Origin of the sequence: Bacillus sp. FSL H8-0534 (assembly GCF_038005885.1) — a bacterium.
Lineage (GTDB): Bacteria > Bacillota > Bacilli > Bacillales > Bacillaceae_G > Bacillus_A > Bacillus_A pseudomycoides.
This window is the reverse complement of record NZ_JBBOUC010000001.1, coordinates 4,608,748-4,624,102: the sequence shown is the minus strand read 5'-3', so window position 1 is coordinate 4,624,102 and position 15,355 is coordinate 4,608,748. Positions and strand designations below refer to the sequence as shown.

General features: G+C 34.9%; 19 protein-coding genes. 3 read left to right on the top strand and 16 right to left on the bottom strand.

Going from position 1 to position 15,355, the window contains the following annotated elements:
* Positions 1 to 3: 3 nt before the first annotated feature.
* Entirely contained in the window at positions 4 to 777 is a 774-nt protein-coding gene (locus MHH71_RS23680) for a Cof-type HAD-IIB family hydrolase (protein ID WP_033799075.1), read from the bottom strand.
* 594 nt (positions 778 to 1,371) lie between these two features.
* Between MHH71_RS23680 and MHH71_RS23675 the strand changes: the two genes are divergently transcribed.
* Positions 1,372 to 1,584, top strand: coding sequence for a DNA-dependent RNA polymerase subunit epsilon (locus MHH71_RS23675; protein WP_003199941.1), 213 nt, complete (start codon positions 1,372 to 1,374; stop codon positions 1,582 to 1,584).
* Positions 1,585 to 1,587: 3 nt separating this feature from the next.
* Positions 1,588 to 3,255 carry a ribonuclease J1 gene (gene rnjA, locus MHH71_RS23670; protein ID WP_003199940.1) on the top strand — a complete coding sequence of 556 codons (1,668 nt, stop codon included), beginning with the start codon at positions 1,588 to 1,590 and terminating at the stop codon, positions 3,253 to 3,255.
* A gap of 53 nt (positions 3,256 to 3,308) precedes the next feature.
* On the opposite strand, the gene MHH71_RS23665 is transcribed toward rnjA, so the two are convergent.
* From MHH71_RS23665 to MHH71_RS23610, 12 genes are all read right to left on the bottom strand, one after another.
* A complete protein-coding gene (locus tag MHH71_RS23665) occupies positions 3,309 to 3,974 on the bottom strand; it encodes a potassium channel family protein (RefSeq protein ID WP_003199938.1) in 666 nt (221 codons plus the stop codon).
* Between the two features lie 87 nt (positions 3,975 to 4,061).
* Positions 4,062 to 4,928 carry a cytochrome d ubiquinol oxidase subunit II gene (locus MHH71_RS23660; protein ID WP_016116081.1) on the bottom strand — a complete coding sequence of 289 codons (867 nt, stop codon included), beginning with the start codon at positions 4,926 to 4,928 and terminating at the stop codon, positions 4,062 to 4,064.
* Positions 4,929 to 5,280: 352 nt separating this feature from the next.
* Positions 5,281 to 5,739: a TlpA disulfide reductase family protein gene (locus MHH71_RS23655; protein WP_003208302.1), complete on the bottom strand. Its 459-nt coding sequence runs from the start codon at positions 5,737 to 5,739 to the stop codon at positions 5,281 to 5,283.
* A gap of 74 nt (positions 5,740 to 5,813) precedes the next feature.
* Positions 5,814 to 6,362, bottom strand: coding sequence for a peroxiredoxin (locus MHH71_RS23650; RefSeq protein ID WP_003199933.1), 549 nt, complete (start codon positions 6,360 to 6,362; stop codon positions 5,814 to 5,816).
* Between the two features lie 208 nt (positions 6,363 to 6,570).
* The gene (locus MHH71_RS23645) at positions 6,571 to 7,701 is read right to left on the bottom strand and encodes an N-acetyldiaminopimelate deacetylase (RefSeq protein ID WP_003199931.1); all 1,131 of its coding nucleotides are present in this window, start codon (positions 7,699 to 7,701) and stop codon (positions 6,571 to 6,573) included.
* Between the two features lie 154 nt (positions 7,702 to 7,855).
* Positions 7,856 to 8,578 carry a 2,3,4,5-tetrahydropyridine-2,6-dicarboxylate N-acetyltransferase gene (dapD, locus tag MHH71_RS23640; protein ID WP_003199928.1) on the bottom strand — a complete coding sequence of 241 codons (723 nt, stop codon included), beginning with the start codon at positions 8,576 to 8,578 and terminating at the stop codon, positions 7,856 to 7,858.
* A gap of 71 nt (positions 8,579 to 8,649) precedes the next feature.
* Entirely contained in the window at positions 8,650 to 9,507 is an 858-nt protein-coding gene (locus MHH71_RS23635) for a LysR family transcriptional regulator (RefSeq protein WP_003199927.1), read from the bottom strand.
* A 215-nt stretch (positions 9,508 to 9,722) separates the two neighbouring features.
* Positions 9,723 to 10,166: a cyclic-di-AMP-binding protein CbpB gene (gene cbpB / locus MHH71_RS23630; protein WP_003199926.1), complete on the bottom strand. Its 444-nt coding sequence runs from the start codon at positions 10,164 to 10,166 to the stop codon at positions 9,723 to 9,725.
* A 249-nt stretch (positions 10,167 to 10,415) separates the two neighbouring features.
* Positions 10,416 to 10,607: an antirepressor AbbA gene (gene abbA, locus MHH71_RS23625; protein ID WP_003199925.1), complete on the bottom strand. Its 192-nt coding sequence runs from the start codon at positions 10,605 to 10,607 to the stop codon at positions 10,416 to 10,418.
* 81 nt (positions 10,608 to 10,688) lie between these two features.
* A complete protein-coding gene (locus MHH71_RS23620; RefSeq protein ID WP_003199924.1) occupies positions 10,689 to 11,207 on the bottom strand; it encodes a ribonuclease H-like YkuK family protein in 519 nt (172 codons plus the stop codon).
* Positions 11,208 to 11,282: 75 nt separating this feature from the next.
* On the bottom strand, positions 11,283 to 11,432 hold the full coding sequence (locus tag MHH71_RS23615; protein WP_042511459.1) for a hypothetical protein: 150 nt from the start codon (positions 11,430 to 11,432) through the stop codon (positions 11,283 to 11,285).
* 214 nt (positions 11,433 to 11,646) lie between these two features.
* The gene (locus MHH71_RS23610; protein WP_000055151.1) at positions 11,647 to 11,883 is read right to left on the bottom strand and encodes a YkuJ family protein; all 237 of its coding nucleotides are present in this window, start codon (positions 11,881 to 11,883) and stop codon (positions 11,647 to 11,649) included.
* Positions 11,884 to 12,116: 233 nt separating this feature from the next.
* Here MHH71_RS23610 and MHH71_RS23605 point away from each other — a divergent pair, with 233 nt between their 5' ends.
* Positions 12,117 to 12,359: a glutaredoxin family protein gene (locus tag MHH71_RS23605; protein ID WP_006095818.1), complete on the top strand. Its 243-nt coding sequence runs from the start codon at positions 12,117 to 12,119 to the stop codon at positions 12,357 to 12,359.
* A 12-nt stretch (positions 12,360 to 12,371) separates the two neighbouring features.
* Here the strand turns inward: MHH71_RS23605 and MHH71_RS23600 are convergent, their stop codons facing one another.
* The 3 genes from MHH71_RS23600 to fadH form a co-directional block, all read right to left on the bottom strand.
* Positions 12,372 to 12,872 (bottom strand): DUF3993 domain-containing protein, encoded by a 501-nt coding sequence (locus tag MHH71_RS23600; RefSeq protein WP_003199921.1) that lies wholly within the window; start codon positions 12,870 to 12,872, stop codon positions 12,372 to 12,374.
* A 182-nt stretch (positions 12,873 to 13,054) separates the two neighbouring features.
* Positions 13,055 to 14,272 carry an EAL domain-containing protein gene (locus MHH71_RS23595; RefSeq protein WP_003199920.1) on the bottom strand — a complete coding sequence of 406 codons (1,218 nt, stop codon included), beginning with the start codon at positions 14,270 to 14,272 and terminating at the stop codon, positions 13,055 to 13,057.
* Positions 14,273 to 14,536: 264 nt separating this feature from the next.
* Entirely contained in the window at positions 14,537 to 15,301 is a 765-nt protein-coding gene (gene fadH, locus MHH71_RS23590) for a 2,4-dienoyl-CoA reductase (RefSeq protein ID WP_003199919.1), read from the bottom strand.
* Positions 15,302 to 15,355 lie beyond the last annotated feature (54 nt).

Sequence of the window (15,355 nt, the reverse complement as noted above, 5' to 3'; positions counted from 1 at the left end):
TTGTTACAATAAATGAGCCCACTGTAAGCCGTGAAGAATCCCATCTTCACTAACATCTTTCGTCACATAATTAGCAAGTTTTTTCAAATCCTCATGACCATTCCCCATCACAATACCTGTTCCTACCGCTTCAATCATCTCTAAATCATTTAACCCATCTCCAAAAGCATAGACCTGTTCACGTTTAAATCCTAATTTCTCAATAAACTTTTCAATTCCCTTTGCTTTTGAACCACCATTTGGGATAATGTCCATCGAATATGCATGCCAACGAATAAAGTGAAAATCTGGATAATCATGAAGAAACTTTTCTTCTTCACCTGCTTGGCAAAAAAGAAGCGTTTGATAAATATCACGTTTTTCATAAAAACCCGGTTCATATACTGGATGTTCAAACTCCAAACTTCCGAAACTTTCTTTTACATAATCATGATATTCTACTGTTGCCTTCATATCCTTATGATCTAAATAAACAAGCGGGTATCCCTCTTGCTTTGCAAATCTTGTAAATGTATGTAACGTATTAGAATGTAGCGGATTTTTAAATATAACCTCATCTTCAAATACAACATATTGGCCATTAAAACTAACATAATTATGAATATTAAGTTCATTACGAATATCTTCAAACATGAAAGGCGCACGCCCTGTCGCAATTGCCACATGTACTCCTTTTTCCTGCAACATACGCACGGCTTCTCTTGTAGATTGCGGAATTTTTTTATCATGATCTAGTAATGTTCCATCAATATCAAAAAAGACGATTTTATCATTCATTTTCAAAACCCTTTCTAGCCCTTCTATGTTCCTACCTTGACTATTTCTTTTCAAATCCTAAAAAAAAGTATAACATATTAAACATCTGTGAAGAAAGCGTTCACTTCCTAACCTTATTCGCACAATATGCATATACTATCAAAAGAACATTGATGTTTGTTTGAATGAATTTTCTTTTCTAATCTATCTCATACTATATTCATAACTGGGGGGCATACTGCCTGTGAGAGCCAAAAACGTAACATAAGATTACATCTGCACGAGTCAATAAAACCCTTGAATATCCGGACAGCACTTCCCTCATTTCTCTTCTATGATTTCCTAGTATGTAGAGATGAAGAGTTACTACTGACTAAACAAAAAATAAGTATGCATATTTGAAATAAGGAAAGGAAGGAGTAATCATGCTGAAGAAGCTGAAGAAAAAGTTAAAACGATATTTAAACGATTTAGTCCGTAAAAAGACCATGGCTTAAATCGTGCCCATTTCGGGCTTTTTCTTCATTCTCATTCGAAAAAACATGAAAATCATGACTATTTGCTTTATAATAGGTAACAGATAATGCAAAACATAGACAAGGAGAGGTTTTCCCAATGATTTTTAAAGTATTCTATCAAGAAAAAATGACTGAGGTTCCAGTACGTGAAAATACAAAAGTTTTATATTTAGAAGCGGAATCTGAAAGAGACGTTCGTACAAAATTACAAAAGTTCGCATATAATATTGAGTTTGTCCAATCTGTTACTGGCGCTCATCTTGAATACGAAAAGCAAAATGCTGATTTAACATTAACGGAGATCGTATAATTTATGAAATTCCTAAAAAATGATCAGGCGGCCGTTTTTGCTCTTGGTGGACTCGGTGAAATCGGCAAAAATACATATGCTGTCCAATTTCAAGATGAAATTATTATAATTGATGCTGGAATTAAATTTCCAGAAGACGAACTTCTCGGAATCGATTACGTGATTCCTGATTACACTTATTTTGTACGAAACGAAGATAAAATTAAAGGGTTATTTATCACACATGGTCACGAAGATCATATCGGTGGAATCCCTTATTTATTACGCCAAGTGAACATCCCAATTTATGGTGGGAAATTGGCAATCGCCTTAATTAAAAACAAGTTAGAAGAGCACGGATTACTTCGTAAAGCAAAACTTTACGAAATTCAAGAAGACGATGTTATTAAATTCAAAAAGACATCTGTTTCCTTCTTCCGTACGACGCACAGTATTCCAGATTCATATGGAGTTGTTGTGAAAACACCGCAAGGGCAAATTGTTCATACGGGAGACTTTAAATTTGATTTCACACCAGTAGGGGAACCAGCAGATTTAACGAAAATGGCAGAAATCGGTAAAGACGGTGTCCTTTGTCTCTTATCTGATAGTACCAATAGTGAAGTACCTAACTTTACAATGTCTGAACGCCGCGTCGGTGATAGCATTCAAGATATTTTCCGCAAAGTGGAAGGACGTATTATCTTTGCAACCTTCGCGTCCAATATTCATCGTTTACAACAAGTTGTAGAAGCTGCTGTTGAAAACAATCGTAAAGTAGCTGTATTTGGCCGAAGCATGGAAGCAGCAATTGAGATTGGTCATAATCTTGGTTATATTCGTTGTCCAAAAGATACATTTATAGAAGCGTCTCAACTAAATCGCCTACCAGCTAATAAAGTTGTTATTTTATGCACAGGTAGTCAAGGGGAACCAATGGCAGCACTCTCTCGTATTGCTAACGGTACACATCGTCAAATTCAAATTATCCCTGGTGATACAGTTGTTTTCTCTTCTTCACCAATTCCAGGGAATACAGTTAGCGTAAGCCGTACAATTAATATGTTATACCGTGCTGGTGCTGATGTTATTCATGGTAAACTTTCAAACATTCACACAAGTGGACATGGTGGACAAGAAGAACAGAAGTTAATGCTACGTCTCATTAAACCTAAATACTTTATGCCAATTCATGGTGAATTTCGCATGCAACGTATGCATATGAAATTGGCAAACGATTGTGGTATTCCAGAAGAAAATTGCTTCATTATGGACAATGGTGATGTTCTTGCCTTACGTTCAGATGAAGCAAACGTTGCTGGAAAAATCCCATCCGGCTCTGTTTATATTGATGGAAACGGCATTGGTGATATTGGTAACATTGTATTACGCGACCGTCGTATTCTTTCTGAAGAAGGACTTGTTATCGTAGTTGTCAGCATTGATATGAAAGAATTTAAAGTTGCAGCAGGACCTGATATTATCTCTCGTGGATTCGTTTATATGCGTGAGAGTAGCGATTTAATCAACGATGCACAAACTTTAATTACTACTCATTTAGAAAAAGTAATGGAGCGAAAGACAACACAATGGTCTGAAATTAAAAATGAGATTACAGATACATTAGCACCATTCTTGTATGAAAAAACAAAACGCCGTCCAATGATTTTACCAATCATTATGGAAATATAAAAAAAGGACAATGCTTGCTGCGAGCATTGTCCTTTTTTATTTCACATTATATCCTATCGTAAGAAGTGCTTAAAGCGATTCACTTCATCATCATGACCAATTACAATTAAAATATCTCCTGATTGAATATTTTCTGTAGCTCGAGGAGAAACAATAACTTCCTTCCCTCGCTTAATTGCCACAATGTTTAATCCAAACTTCGCACGAATATCTAGTTCAATTAAAGAGTGGCCATCAATTTTTTTATTTGCGATAATTTCTACAATACTATGCTCATCTGAAAGCTCTAAGTAATCTAATACGTTACTTGAAGCAATATTATTCGCAATTCGTTTTCCCATATCGCGTTCAGGATGGACAATATGATCTGCCCCTATTTTAGTTAACACTTTTTCATGATAATCATTTTGAGCCTTAACAGTAATATTTTTTACGCCTAATTCTTTTAAAATAAGAGTCGTTAAAATACTCGCATTTAAATTGTCACCAATCGCAACAACTACATGATCGAAATTGCGAATTCCAAGGCTCTTTAAGACCATTTCATCTGTTGAATCTGCAATCACTGCATGCGAAGCAATATTTGCAAATTCATTTATCTTGTCTTCATCAGAATCAATTGCCATTACTTCCATACCTAATTGAGCTAATTCACGACAAATACTGCCTCCAAAACGTCCAAGTCCGATGACAGCAAATTCTTTCTCTTTCTCACTCACATGAATTCCTCCAATAACATCAAGTCCTGTCTACTTTTATTGTAGCATACTTTATATTCGCCACAAAGACTAGTAATCAACGTATACTTATTTTTGCTTTTGTATATAGAAATACTGCTGCAAATAAAATGCAATAATACAAATGAGCATACCAAAAACAAAAATATTTCCAAACGAACTAAACGTTTGAAACACAAATAATAATGTTTCTTGACCAAAAAAGGCAAATAAGAGCTGTGTAAAAGCAAATAAGAGCGCCCATTTATAATGCTGTTGATGAAATAAATAATGAGTTGCTCCTAAAAATGCACAAAATGAAATAATAAATATCCACCAGGTCTCTAAAAACACTTGCCATCCTGCAAAGTTATATCCATTTACAACAAGTGCAATAATTCCAATGACTAACATCGTGGGAACACTCCAAAATAACGCTCGACTCCGAAAAAATCGAATCCCATTAAAATCACCTTTTTCATTTGCGCAATACGTTAAAAATGCTGTACTTATATACAGGACAGAAAGAATTGTTAATACGATGATTAACCAAAAATGTAACTGATTATATTCATGTTCTATATTCGTAACAATAGCTGCTAACATACTTGGAATCAGCATACCTGTCCATCCGTCAATTTTCCTTTCATTCCAAAACACAGCATTTCCTATTCGAATTCCTAAAAGCATAAAAATAGTGACGCCAATTACAAATAATGTTGTCTTATTTCCAACTAGACTTGTCGAAAAGGCAATTAGACCAATAAATAAAAAAAGAACGAATCCATTCATAATCTCTAATACTGGTGATAAATAACCTTTCACCCATTTATATGTTTCTTCATATCCTCGTTTATTCGTTAAGCGATATGCGTAAAAACTTATCCCGAAATAAACTGCTGCAATAATAACATATGCGTATAAAAAGAAACACAAGATTGCACTGCCAATCTGCACCTGATTCCCCACCCTTTTTTCTATATATCACATTGATTTTACACATTTATCGCATAAAAAGTAAACTAAAACATACAGTTCCATTTCCTTCAGTAAGATTTTTATTTCTAAATTAGTATGTACACGTCCCATTTCTCATTTATCCTACTATTTATAAAGTGAAATTTTAATCAATGGAGGTTTCTCCCCCCCACCTACCTTCTTTACTTTCGCTGCATGTTGAGGTGGAGCTCTTACCACCCATGAATAGCGTAATAAAACAAAAACCTCCTAATGAAAAGGAGGCTTTGCACATATCAAAAGAAACTTCTCCTTCCAAGTCATCTAGCATGTAAAGAGAAAGCTTCCCATCTTATTCAGCTTCTTTTTTCGCTTCATCTAACACACGATTTACTCGTTTTGTTAGCATTTTCATTCCACTTCCACCTGCTTGGAAATGACGAAGCACACCATTTTTATCAAATACATAATACGCTGGTACATATTGATTTTCAAATGCATCGGCAATCTTGTGTTGGTTATCCACCAAAATCGGTTGGGATATTCCGTGCTCTTTTGCAACTGCTTCCACTTGCTCAAGATTTAAATCTTCTTCTGAACGTGGCATATGAACTGCAACAACATTTAATTGCTCTTTATATTCATCACGGAATTTATTAATATCTGGCATTGCTTCTTTACATAAGTGACAACTAACTGACCAGAAATGAATAAGTGTTGGCTTTTCGCCAATTAGTGATTCACGTACTACTTCTCCATTTAACACTGTTGTTGCACCGTCTAAAGAAGGCATTGGTTGACGTAATTTCATGATTTTCCCCCCTTACGAATGTAGAGAAAGGCCTAACAAAATATTGTTAGACCCTGCTATATTTCACAATAAAATTAAACGTTTAAAGTTGCTTGACCTGGTTTCCAGTTTGCTGGGCAAAGTCCACCAGTTTGAAGAGCTTGAAGAACACGAATTACTTCGTCAACTTCACGGCCAATGTTGTTGTGATGTACAACTTGGTACATTAATTCGCCTTCTGGGCTAATGATGAATAAACCACGAAGTGCGATACCTTCTTCTTCAAGTAATACACCGTAGTCACGAGATACTACATGGTTTGTATCAGCAGCTAGAGGGTATTTTAATTCACCTAAACCGTTTTTCGTACGGTCAGTGTTAATCCAAGCTAAGTGAGTGTGAATTGTATCAGTAGATACACCAATTACTTCTGCATCTAAATCTTCGAACTCATCATAACGATCAGAAAGTGCGATAATTTCTGTTGGACATACGAAAGTGAAGTCCATTGGATAGAAGAAAAGTACCGTCCATTTGTCCTGTTTCATAACCTCTTCAAGACTTACTTTACCAAATTCTTTGTTTGGCATAACAGCGTCCATTTCAAAGCGTGGCGCTTGTTTTGCTACCATACGTTCTGCCATATGTATCAACCTCCGTAAATTTTTTATCATATATTGTCTACTCTTGTATTATATAAGAGGAATTAGTTTTTAGTCAATTTTATTTGATAATTATTATAAAATAACTTACTAACAACTTGTTCCTCCACCTACCATTATAAAGTATTGTGTTAGAATTACAAAAAAAATGCATCATAAATTATAATTTTCCACATAAAAAGAACAGGCTTTAACCCCTGTTCCCTTTCCATTTTACATATTGATTTAAAAACGAAATGGTTTGTTCGATTGCCTCTTCTTTCGGTTGTAGCTTTGCATGATGTAAACCATATTCTGAGTCTACCCCAAGCCAAAACATAAATCCTGGGATATCACGAAGCATATACCCGAAATCTTCTCCTGTCATCGCCTCTGTACATGTAACAACATTCATATTCGTTTGCTCAGATGCAAACATCATAAACTCTTGCGTTAACTCTTCATGATTATATACTTGATGATACATTGCTCCATAATCAATAACAGCTTCACATTGAAATGCTGCTTCGATACCTGTGACAATCGCTTCTATTCTGCTCTTCACTCGTCTCATCGATTCAACTGATAGTGTTCGAATTGTCCCTTCTAGGCGAGACTTTTCTGCAATAATGTTTTGGACTGTACCACCTGTAATTTTACCAATTGTAATAACCGCACTATCAAGTGGATTCACATTACGACTAACAACCGATTGAAGCTGTGTAACAAGATGACTTGCCGCAACGATCATATCGTTCGCAGTATGTGGATATGCTGCATGTCCACCTTTTCCTTTTAAATCAATATATAGTTCCGATGTATTTGCAAATAGTAATCCTTCTTTTGTTGCGATTGTCCCCACTGGATACTCTGGTGCGATATGAAGACCTAGAATGATATCAGGCTTCCACTCTTGTAGTTCTTCGCTTCCTAACATAGGTAAAGCGCCACCTGGTCCTTCCTCCGCCGGTTGAAAAATAACTACAAGGTTATCATCTATCCTGTCATTTACAACCGCTGTTAAGAGTCCTAAGCCGATTGTAGCATGCACATCATGACCACATGCATGCATCATTCCTTCATGAATAGAAGCGAATTCATACCCAGTTTCCTCTGAAATCGGTAAACCATCAATATCTGCACGATAACCAATCGTTTTCCTTGGATTTCTGCCATTCACTTTAACGATTACGCCCGTTTTCCATGTTTTAACTTCAATATATTCCTTAGGAAGAGTATAAATATAATCTAAAATATATTGTTGTGTTTTCCATTCCTTAAACCCTAACTCCGGAATCTTATGTAAATCCCTACGAATTTGTACAAATTTACTGACTGTCATGTCTCCACCACCATTTATCTCGCTATTCGCGGGCAGTAAGACCTCCAACTCAAAATTCAGCGAAAGCAAAGAAGTTAGGTGGGTGATCAACTGCCCGTAAAAGTTTCACTTTATAAAAAGCGTAAGAGCCTATTTGCCCTTACGCTTTTGTACTTTATTTTTCTGGGTTTAATTGACGAAGTTCTTGTTTAATTTCTGTTTTTGCTTTTGTCTTCTCATCAATTTCTTTAATAACACGAGCTGGTGTTCCTGCAACCACTGTATATGGCGGTACATCTTCCGTTACAACTGCACCTGCTGCAACAACCGCGCCTTTACCAACTGTAACACCTTCTAGGACAACTACATTTGCACCAATTACAACGTCATCTTCAACGATAACTGGTTTTGCAGAAGGTGGTTCGATCACACCTGCAAGTACTGCCCCAGCACCAACGTGACAGTTTTTACCTACTGTAGCACGTCCGCCAAGCACTGCATTCATATCAATCATTGAACCTTCACCGATTACTGCACCGATATTAATCGTTGCATTCATCATAATAACTGCATTATCACCGATTTCAACATGGTCACGAATAATTGCACCTGGTTCAATACGAGCTTTAATACCTTTTAAATCAAGCATTGGAATAGCAGAATTACGACGGTCGTTTTCAACAACGTAATCTACAACGTGCTTTTTATTGTCTTCAAGAATTGTCTTAATCTCAGACCATTCTCCAAATAAAACACCAGATTTTTTATTTACAAATGCTTGTACTGTTTCAGGGAATGTTACTTCTTTTAAATCCCCTTTTATGTATACCTTTACAGGAGTTTTCTTCTCGCTTTTTTGAATAAACGAAATAATTTCGTTTGCATCCATCATTTTCATGCTTGTTGCCTCCTAAATCCATTTATAATGTTACTCTACCAAACGAAAGAGCTACTAGCAAGACAATAATCTTATTTTTCCATTTGAATTTCTTCTATAATATCTAAAAATGCTTGCACTTGCTTAAGTTGCCTTGCAGAATCGCTTGTCAATAACCACGTTTCTCGAGTCAATTGAACAGGCGTTTTATATGTCTTTTCTCTTACTTCTTTTAACACAGTAGAAGGCAACAGCGCATAACCAATTCCATTTAAAACGAGCTGCTTACATGTTTCAATTTGATCAACTACAATCGTTCGTTTAGGAGGATTAGAAAATAAACTATACCACCAATTTTGTATTTGTCCATAGTATGTGGAATCGCTTTTAAATTGTATAAACGGTCTGTTTGTATCTTTCAACATAGAAATATCTTTAATTTCTGTGTCAACTAAATACAGCTCATCCTCAAATAATTGCTGTTTATACCCTTTATATTCTTGTTTCCCTCGTAGTATAGCTACATGAACATCCCCTTCATAGAATTGCTTCTGTACTTCACTACTCCATCCCGTGAAAAGGGAAATTTTAACAAATGGATATTTTTGTACAAACCGCTTTAAAACAGGTGGTAACCAATATTGTCCAATCACAGATGCCACAGCTATCTTTAATGTCCCATATGTTTCCGTACGATAGATTGCTAATTCACTTTTAATTGCCTCTTCCCTTTGCAACATATCTTTCGCATAATTGGCCACTTTTTCCCCTTCTGGTGTAATTGTCAGGCCTTTTTGAGAACGGATAAAAAATTTCATTCCCCACTGTTTTTCCATTGATTGTAATCGTTGACTGAGTGCAGGTTGTGAAACGAATAAGCGCTCCGCAGCTTTTCTCATATTGGATTCCTGTGCTAAAACAACCATCATTTGAAAATCATCAATTTGCAACTTTCTCCCTCTTTCCTTATCTTACATCTAAGCTCAATATATATGTTGCACTATTCTCTAACATGCGATATTTAATTTTTATTTTCAAGAAGCTTGGATAAATTGACATTTCACTTAACCTTTTATACTTGTTGACGCTGTTCCCTATACACAATGGAAAAGAGACGCATGATAAAAAAGCGACTTCTTTTTTATTCGAAGTCGCTTACCCTTCTTTATCGATTATACTGTCTTACTTTTTTGTTCAACAATTTTAAAATAGCACGCCTTGTTAAAATTCCTTCAAAGTACCCGTCATTGTTTACAGCACAAATAAATGGATGATCAATTGTCATTTCTAACGCTTTAGCAAATGAATCTTCAAGTCCAAGATTCGGAATGTCCTTTTTCATTACATTCTCCACTTTCATATCCTCAAGCTTTTCAAATTCAATGCGTTCTAACCCTAAAATACCATCCAAAATCATCGCAGTACTTATTAATCCATGCAATTTATACATGGGATCTAAAACAGGAATCGCAGAATATCCAGACTTTACAAGAACAAGTAAAGCATGTTCTAAGCTATTTCCAATTTGAACATGTGCAACTTTTTCTGATGAAATCATTAAATCCTTTACAAGAACTTGTTGAAACTCATCTTTCGGAATACTAATCATTTTATATCCCCCACTTTTTCTCCCTTTTTCCTGCTAACATGATCTCCAATAGACTATTCATAAGAACCTTACTGTTCGAAGTTAATCATATCCACGGCTAAAAGTTTCACTTTATTTCCCATTTCTACTCATATCTTATGATAGCGTTTTCATATTATTATTTTGTCCTTATTTATTACAACAAAAAATAATGATACACAGTTCATTTTACCATAGAACACAAAAAAAAGACTACCTTTCTGGTAGCTCTTAGTATCCTTCATTTTTTAATCGATTAAATAACCTTGTAATTCTTCTATATTGGGAAATATCAGCTTTTTTTAAACCAATTTCAATATCTGTAAGCTCAACAGCTAGAATTTCAGTAGCGTAGTTTTGACGAAATAAAATATCTAACAGCAAGCTTTTTTCTTCGTTTGTTAAAGTAACTTCCGTCTGCATATACTCCTCTCCTTATGCTTTTTTCTTATTATTTATTATATAAAATATTCGCTTAGTTTAATAGATAAAAAATTCAGTTTTTCACTTTGTATATCGATTTGCATAACTAAAAGCTGCATAAGCATCAGGTTTAATTTTTGCAGTCAGCCCCATCGCCTTCACCTTCATTGTCATATCCGAAATAAATTCTTTTGTTAATCCATTATTTCCTATATCCAAGTGAATTTCCATTACAAATCCAGCTCCTTCATGAGCGTATGGATGTAAAATCTCCCATATCCGCCTTATATGTTCCGGTGTAAACAAACAGGCGACTTCTTGACTAAACTGTGTTTCTAAATATATTTTCTCACGTAAGGTAGGTGGTCTTTTATGTACTGCTTTATGTTTTAAACATCCCCATGCTCCTTTCCCAACACGATGAATGTGCACTGCCGTAATAAAACGAGTATCTTTTTGATGTGCTTGTGAATCAGTTCCAATAGACAGTCGATATAAATTGCGTGGATCTCTTTTAATAAAATTACAGATGCGTGAGAAAACCGTTTCAAAATTCATATTTCTCTCTGATACATTATAAAATGGATGCTCACCGTCCACATAGTCACGTCCCTTCGATTAGACAGACTTTTTGCATTCTCATTGTATGGGACAAAAGAGGAAAATATGACTTTATTATCCTTTACTTGTTTCTATATTTCGGATGGAATACTTACATGCTGGACAAGTATAAATTACATTCTGATTAGACTGAGCTGTTAGCACATGATCAATTTCAAATGACATATGACATTTTGGACAAACAACAATTGGTAATCGTTCCACACTCCACATTCCCTTCAAACTTTTAATACCAGTGTAGGAAGAACCAAAAAATCTTATACATATAAAGTGAAACTTCCATCAAGCTTTTACAAATCGTTATCTCCACATATCTTCTTTAATTCCTTATCCTCTTACTACCCATTAATGAAGAATGAAGTTATTATTAAAATCACCAAAAAAGGTACCGCTTCTCGCGGTACCTTTTTTGTATGTATCAAGAAATAATATCGTAGATCTCAATTGCAACCATATCAATGTTATCGAATTGATACACTTGTGGCTTTTCGCCTTGCTGATACACTTCTAACTCATACATTTCACTTTTATCGAAAAATTTCACGCTACATTTGCGTTCACCGTTCACTTCAAAATAGCGTTGTGCTACTTCACCGCTTTCAGCTTGTTCTTGTAGACTAACAAGTCGAGTTAAAATTCCTTGGAGTAGAGACATGAAATCTCCCCTTTCTCTAATCTTCCTACCAATAGGTTTTACAGCTATACTCATTCTATCCGTCATAACAGAAAAAATGTTCCACACTCTAGGATAAAGCTTCTTGACGAGAAACTCAACTAAAATTTGTCGAAAAAAGAAGTAAAAAGCGGAAAGGAAATCTTTTTTTTCCTTTATTGCGGTTTTTGTAGCTGCGGAATATAATAAAAAGCAGAAAAAGAGGAGGATTTATAATGAAAAAAATAGAGGTTTATACACAACCAGATTGCCCACCATGTACCATTGTAAAAGAATTCTTAAAACACAACAACATAACATACAAAGAATTTGATGTCAAAAAGGATACCGCTGCTCGCGACCGTCTTTTATATGACTATAACTCATACTCAACTCCAACCGTTGTCATTGATGGGGAAGTTGTCTCTGGTTTTCAAATTGAAAAATTACAACAGTTACTAAATCTAGAACAGGAATAGGCAATGATTCACCTATTCCTGTTCTTTCAACTCTTGTAATTTTTTCATTTCTATTAAAAGCTCCTGACTCTCATGATAACCAGCTAATTTCCATTTCCCTTCTTCCTTTTGCAACGTGATAATTTGATATTGTTCATTTTTCACCCATTCATATACGTATAAAAGCCCATGTTCTTCGTCAAATGCTAACTTTGTTTGAGAAGTAAAAGAAAAAGGAGCTTCTTTTGTAGGAAGTAAATGTTCACCACTTTGTTTGTCACCGTTACTATTTTCATCTGTAAAAACTTGAAGAAAGTTATTTGTAAAATAAGGTGATAGTGCATCATACATCTTCCCCATTGATAAATGCTTCCCACGAATTGAAAATTGTACCTCATATCCCTTTTGAATGGTTGTAAACACTTCTTTTCGATCCACTTTTATTTCTTCTTTACCAAGAACCGTTGTAACACTATACCCAACTAGAAAGGCAACACATAAAAATAGAACAAACCAAATTCCATATTTTCTCATTTTCTCACCTTCCTTTAACAGAGCTTGTCTTTGTAGTATTCATTGTAACAATGATTATGTAAAGAAAGGGATGGTTTCGTTCGTAAAATCTTTACAATGATAGACAGCATTTTTGCCATCTTTTTCACTATTACCAATTTATGCTAAAAACAAACAAAAAAATGCACGAATTGCTTCGTGCATTAAAATAAAACATCTTCTTCGTATAAAAATTCATAGGACAAATCAATAAATAAAAAATGTTCATCGTCAATTGGAAAGGAAAACGTTCGTACCATCTCTCCTGTTTCTATATCTGCATATAAATCAGAGAGTCTTGCTTTATTTTCAAATCTCATTTTCATTATATTTTCTAAAAAATACGGACGCCAGCTCCAATTTTTCATATAATACTCTGGCATAACAATCCATTCACCATCTTTTTTCATAATGTTTCCTGATTGCTGAAAGCCGTCTTCATTACAAATAAAGATTCGAAAACTATAATGCGATACATGTTGACTAAAATGCAATAACCAATCATTAACGTCTTCATTCTTTTTCTGCTTAGATAAAACATTCCCAACTTGATTACGCAATGTTTCCGTTAATTGATAAATTTTTTGTAGTTTTTTCTTTTCATGTTGAATAAATTGATGACATTCATTACCAAGACGTTCTTTTAAAATATCCGCTTCAATAAAATCAGGTAAACATTTTTTTAAATAATCCCCTTGATAATATCTTCCACCATTTTTCCAAGCGTATTGCAGTTGGTAAAAAGCATCAATTTCTTCATATAATAATGTCGCACCAATTCTTCTTGCTAATAAAGACAAAGAATATAAAATATCTTGATAAGATTGTAAAAGTGCAGTTTGTCTTAAATTCGTTAAGTCCACCTTTAAAATATCAGGTGCCAGCACACTAATTCGTTCTAGATTACTCGTACCTGTCCCTACTTTATTAATTGAAATTTGAATGCCATATGTACGGTAATACATAAGTAAGTGATTAAATTGTTCTATATCTTCCTTACAATCATGCTCTGTTATTTCTAAAACGATATTCCCTAAGTTCAATCCTTTTTTTTCATACATTAACAGCAAATGAAGTAAACTTTCATCTTCATCATTCATTAATATGTTCGCACCCCGATGTATAAACAATAAAAATTTTTGATCTGTTTCCAAGTAACGTTCTAATGCTTTTTCTACTATGACATTATCCGCCTCTAGTTGAAATTCACCTGGAATGGAATCATCATGAAAAAAAGAAGAAAGACTTTGTATCCCTTCTTCCGTTTGGATACGTCCTACTACCTCATATCCAATTACTGTATGCTCATCAGCACTAAAAATAGCTTGATAATAAGGAAGGACTTTATCTAAATTACTCATCACATCTAATGCATCTACCAAAATGTTTCCCTCCCTTTACTTTTCAAAAATTATAACACGGTATGTATAGAAAAATAATAAAAAATCCCTTCAGTTTTCCTGAAGGGATTAGAGGGGTAAAATGCTAAGGGGAATTAGCAATTCTACTATGAAGAAAAAAGAGGTCTTAAATATACCTTATAAAACACCTGTTGTAAACACTTTTCTTTCATATGTCACAAATCCGTCACATTTTACCTCACATTCATGGGCAGTAATCCCCACGTTTCACTTTATATAATCCCTTTAAAATGGATACTGATGCAAATGCTGTCCACCATCCATTGTCATACACGTTCCATTTATGTACGCTGCCTCATCAGAGCATAAATAAAAAGCTAAACCCGCAATTTCTTCTGGCGTACCAAGCCGACCAAGCGGGACGCTTTGCAGTGTACGATTGGCTGCCTCTTCTGAAATCCATAATTTATCCGCACCACCTGTTCGTTCAATTGGTCCAGGAGCAATTGCATTGACGCGAATACCATATTTACGCCCCCACTCAACAGCGAGCGTTTTTGTCATTGCCAACACACCTGCTTTCGCCGCAGCAGAATGAATGACACCCGGTCCTGCATCCCATGCATACGTTGCTACCATATTAATGATATTTCCTTTTATGCCCTTCTCAATCCAATACTTCCCTACTGCTTGACTACAATAAAAAGTTCCGTTAAGCACAATATTAATAACCGCATTCCAACCATTAATCGATAAATCTTCCGCAGGACAAATAAAATTACCTGCTGCATTATTTACTAAAATATCAATGCGTCCAAATTTTTCATCAACATATTCAATCATATTTTTTATATCTTCTATATTTCGAACATCCATTTGTACTGTCAATACTTGTCCTGAAAATTGCTCAATCTCCTTTTTCGCTTCTTCCAGCTTTTCTTGTGTACGCCCTGTAATAACAACGCGTGCTCCTTCCTTTGCAAAACGAGCTGCCATCCCTTTTCCCATTCCGCTTGAACCACCTGTTATAATCGCTACTTTTTCTTTCAAAATTTCCCCTCCCTAAAAATGAATACACATTCATTTTACCACTTTATTTCATAG

Bases quoted from the DNA above. Each gene is read 5' to 3' on its own strand.
- MHH71_RS23645 (WP_003199931.1), bottom strand. From the start codon at position 7,701: ATGACAGTCAGTAAATTTGTACAAATTCGTAGGGATTTACATAAGATT.
- MHH71_RS23655 (WP_003208302.1), bottom strand. From the start codon at position 5,739: ATGAAATTACGTCAACCAATGCCTTCTTTAGACGGTGCAACAACAGTG.
- dapD (WP_003199928.1), bottom strand. From the start codon at position 8,578: ATGAAAATGATGGATGCAAACGAAATTATTTCGTTTATTCAAAAAAGC.
- MHH71_RS23605 (WP_006095818.1), top strand. From the start codon at position 12,117: ATGAAAAAAATAGAGGTTTATACACAACCAGATTGCCCACCATGTACC.
- MHH71_RS23610 (WP_000055151.1), bottom strand. From the start codon at position 11,883: ATGTCTCTACTCCAAGGAATTTTAACTCGACTTGTTAGTCTACAAGAA.
- MHH71_RS23650 (WP_003199933.1), bottom strand. From the start codon at position 6,362: ATGGCAGAACGTATGGTAGCAAAACAAGCGCCACGCTTTGAAATGGAC.
- cbpB (WP_003199926.1), bottom strand. From the start codon at position 10,166: ATGATTAGTATTCCGAAAGATGAGTTTCAACAAGTTCTTGTAAAGGAT.
- MHH71_RS23600 (WP_003199921.1), bottom strand. From the start codon at position 12,872: ATGAGAAAATATGGAATTTGGTTTGTTCTATTTTTATGTGTTGCCTTT.
- MHH71_RS23680 (WP_033799075.1), bottom strand. From the start codon at position 777: ATGAATGATAAAATCGTCTTTTTTGATATTGATGGAACATTACTAGAT.
- MHH71_RS23675 (WP_003199941.1), top strand. From the start codon at position 1,372: ATGATTTTTAAAGTATTCTATCAAGAAAAAATGACTGAGGTTCCAGTA.
- rnjA (WP_003199940.1), top strand. From the start codon at position 1,588: ATGAAATTCCTAAAAAATGATCAGGCGGCCGTTTTTGCTCTTGGTGGA.
- abbA (WP_003199925.1), bottom strand. From the start codon at position 10,607: ATGCAGACGGAAGTTACTTTAACAAACGAAGAAAAAAGCTTGCTGTTA.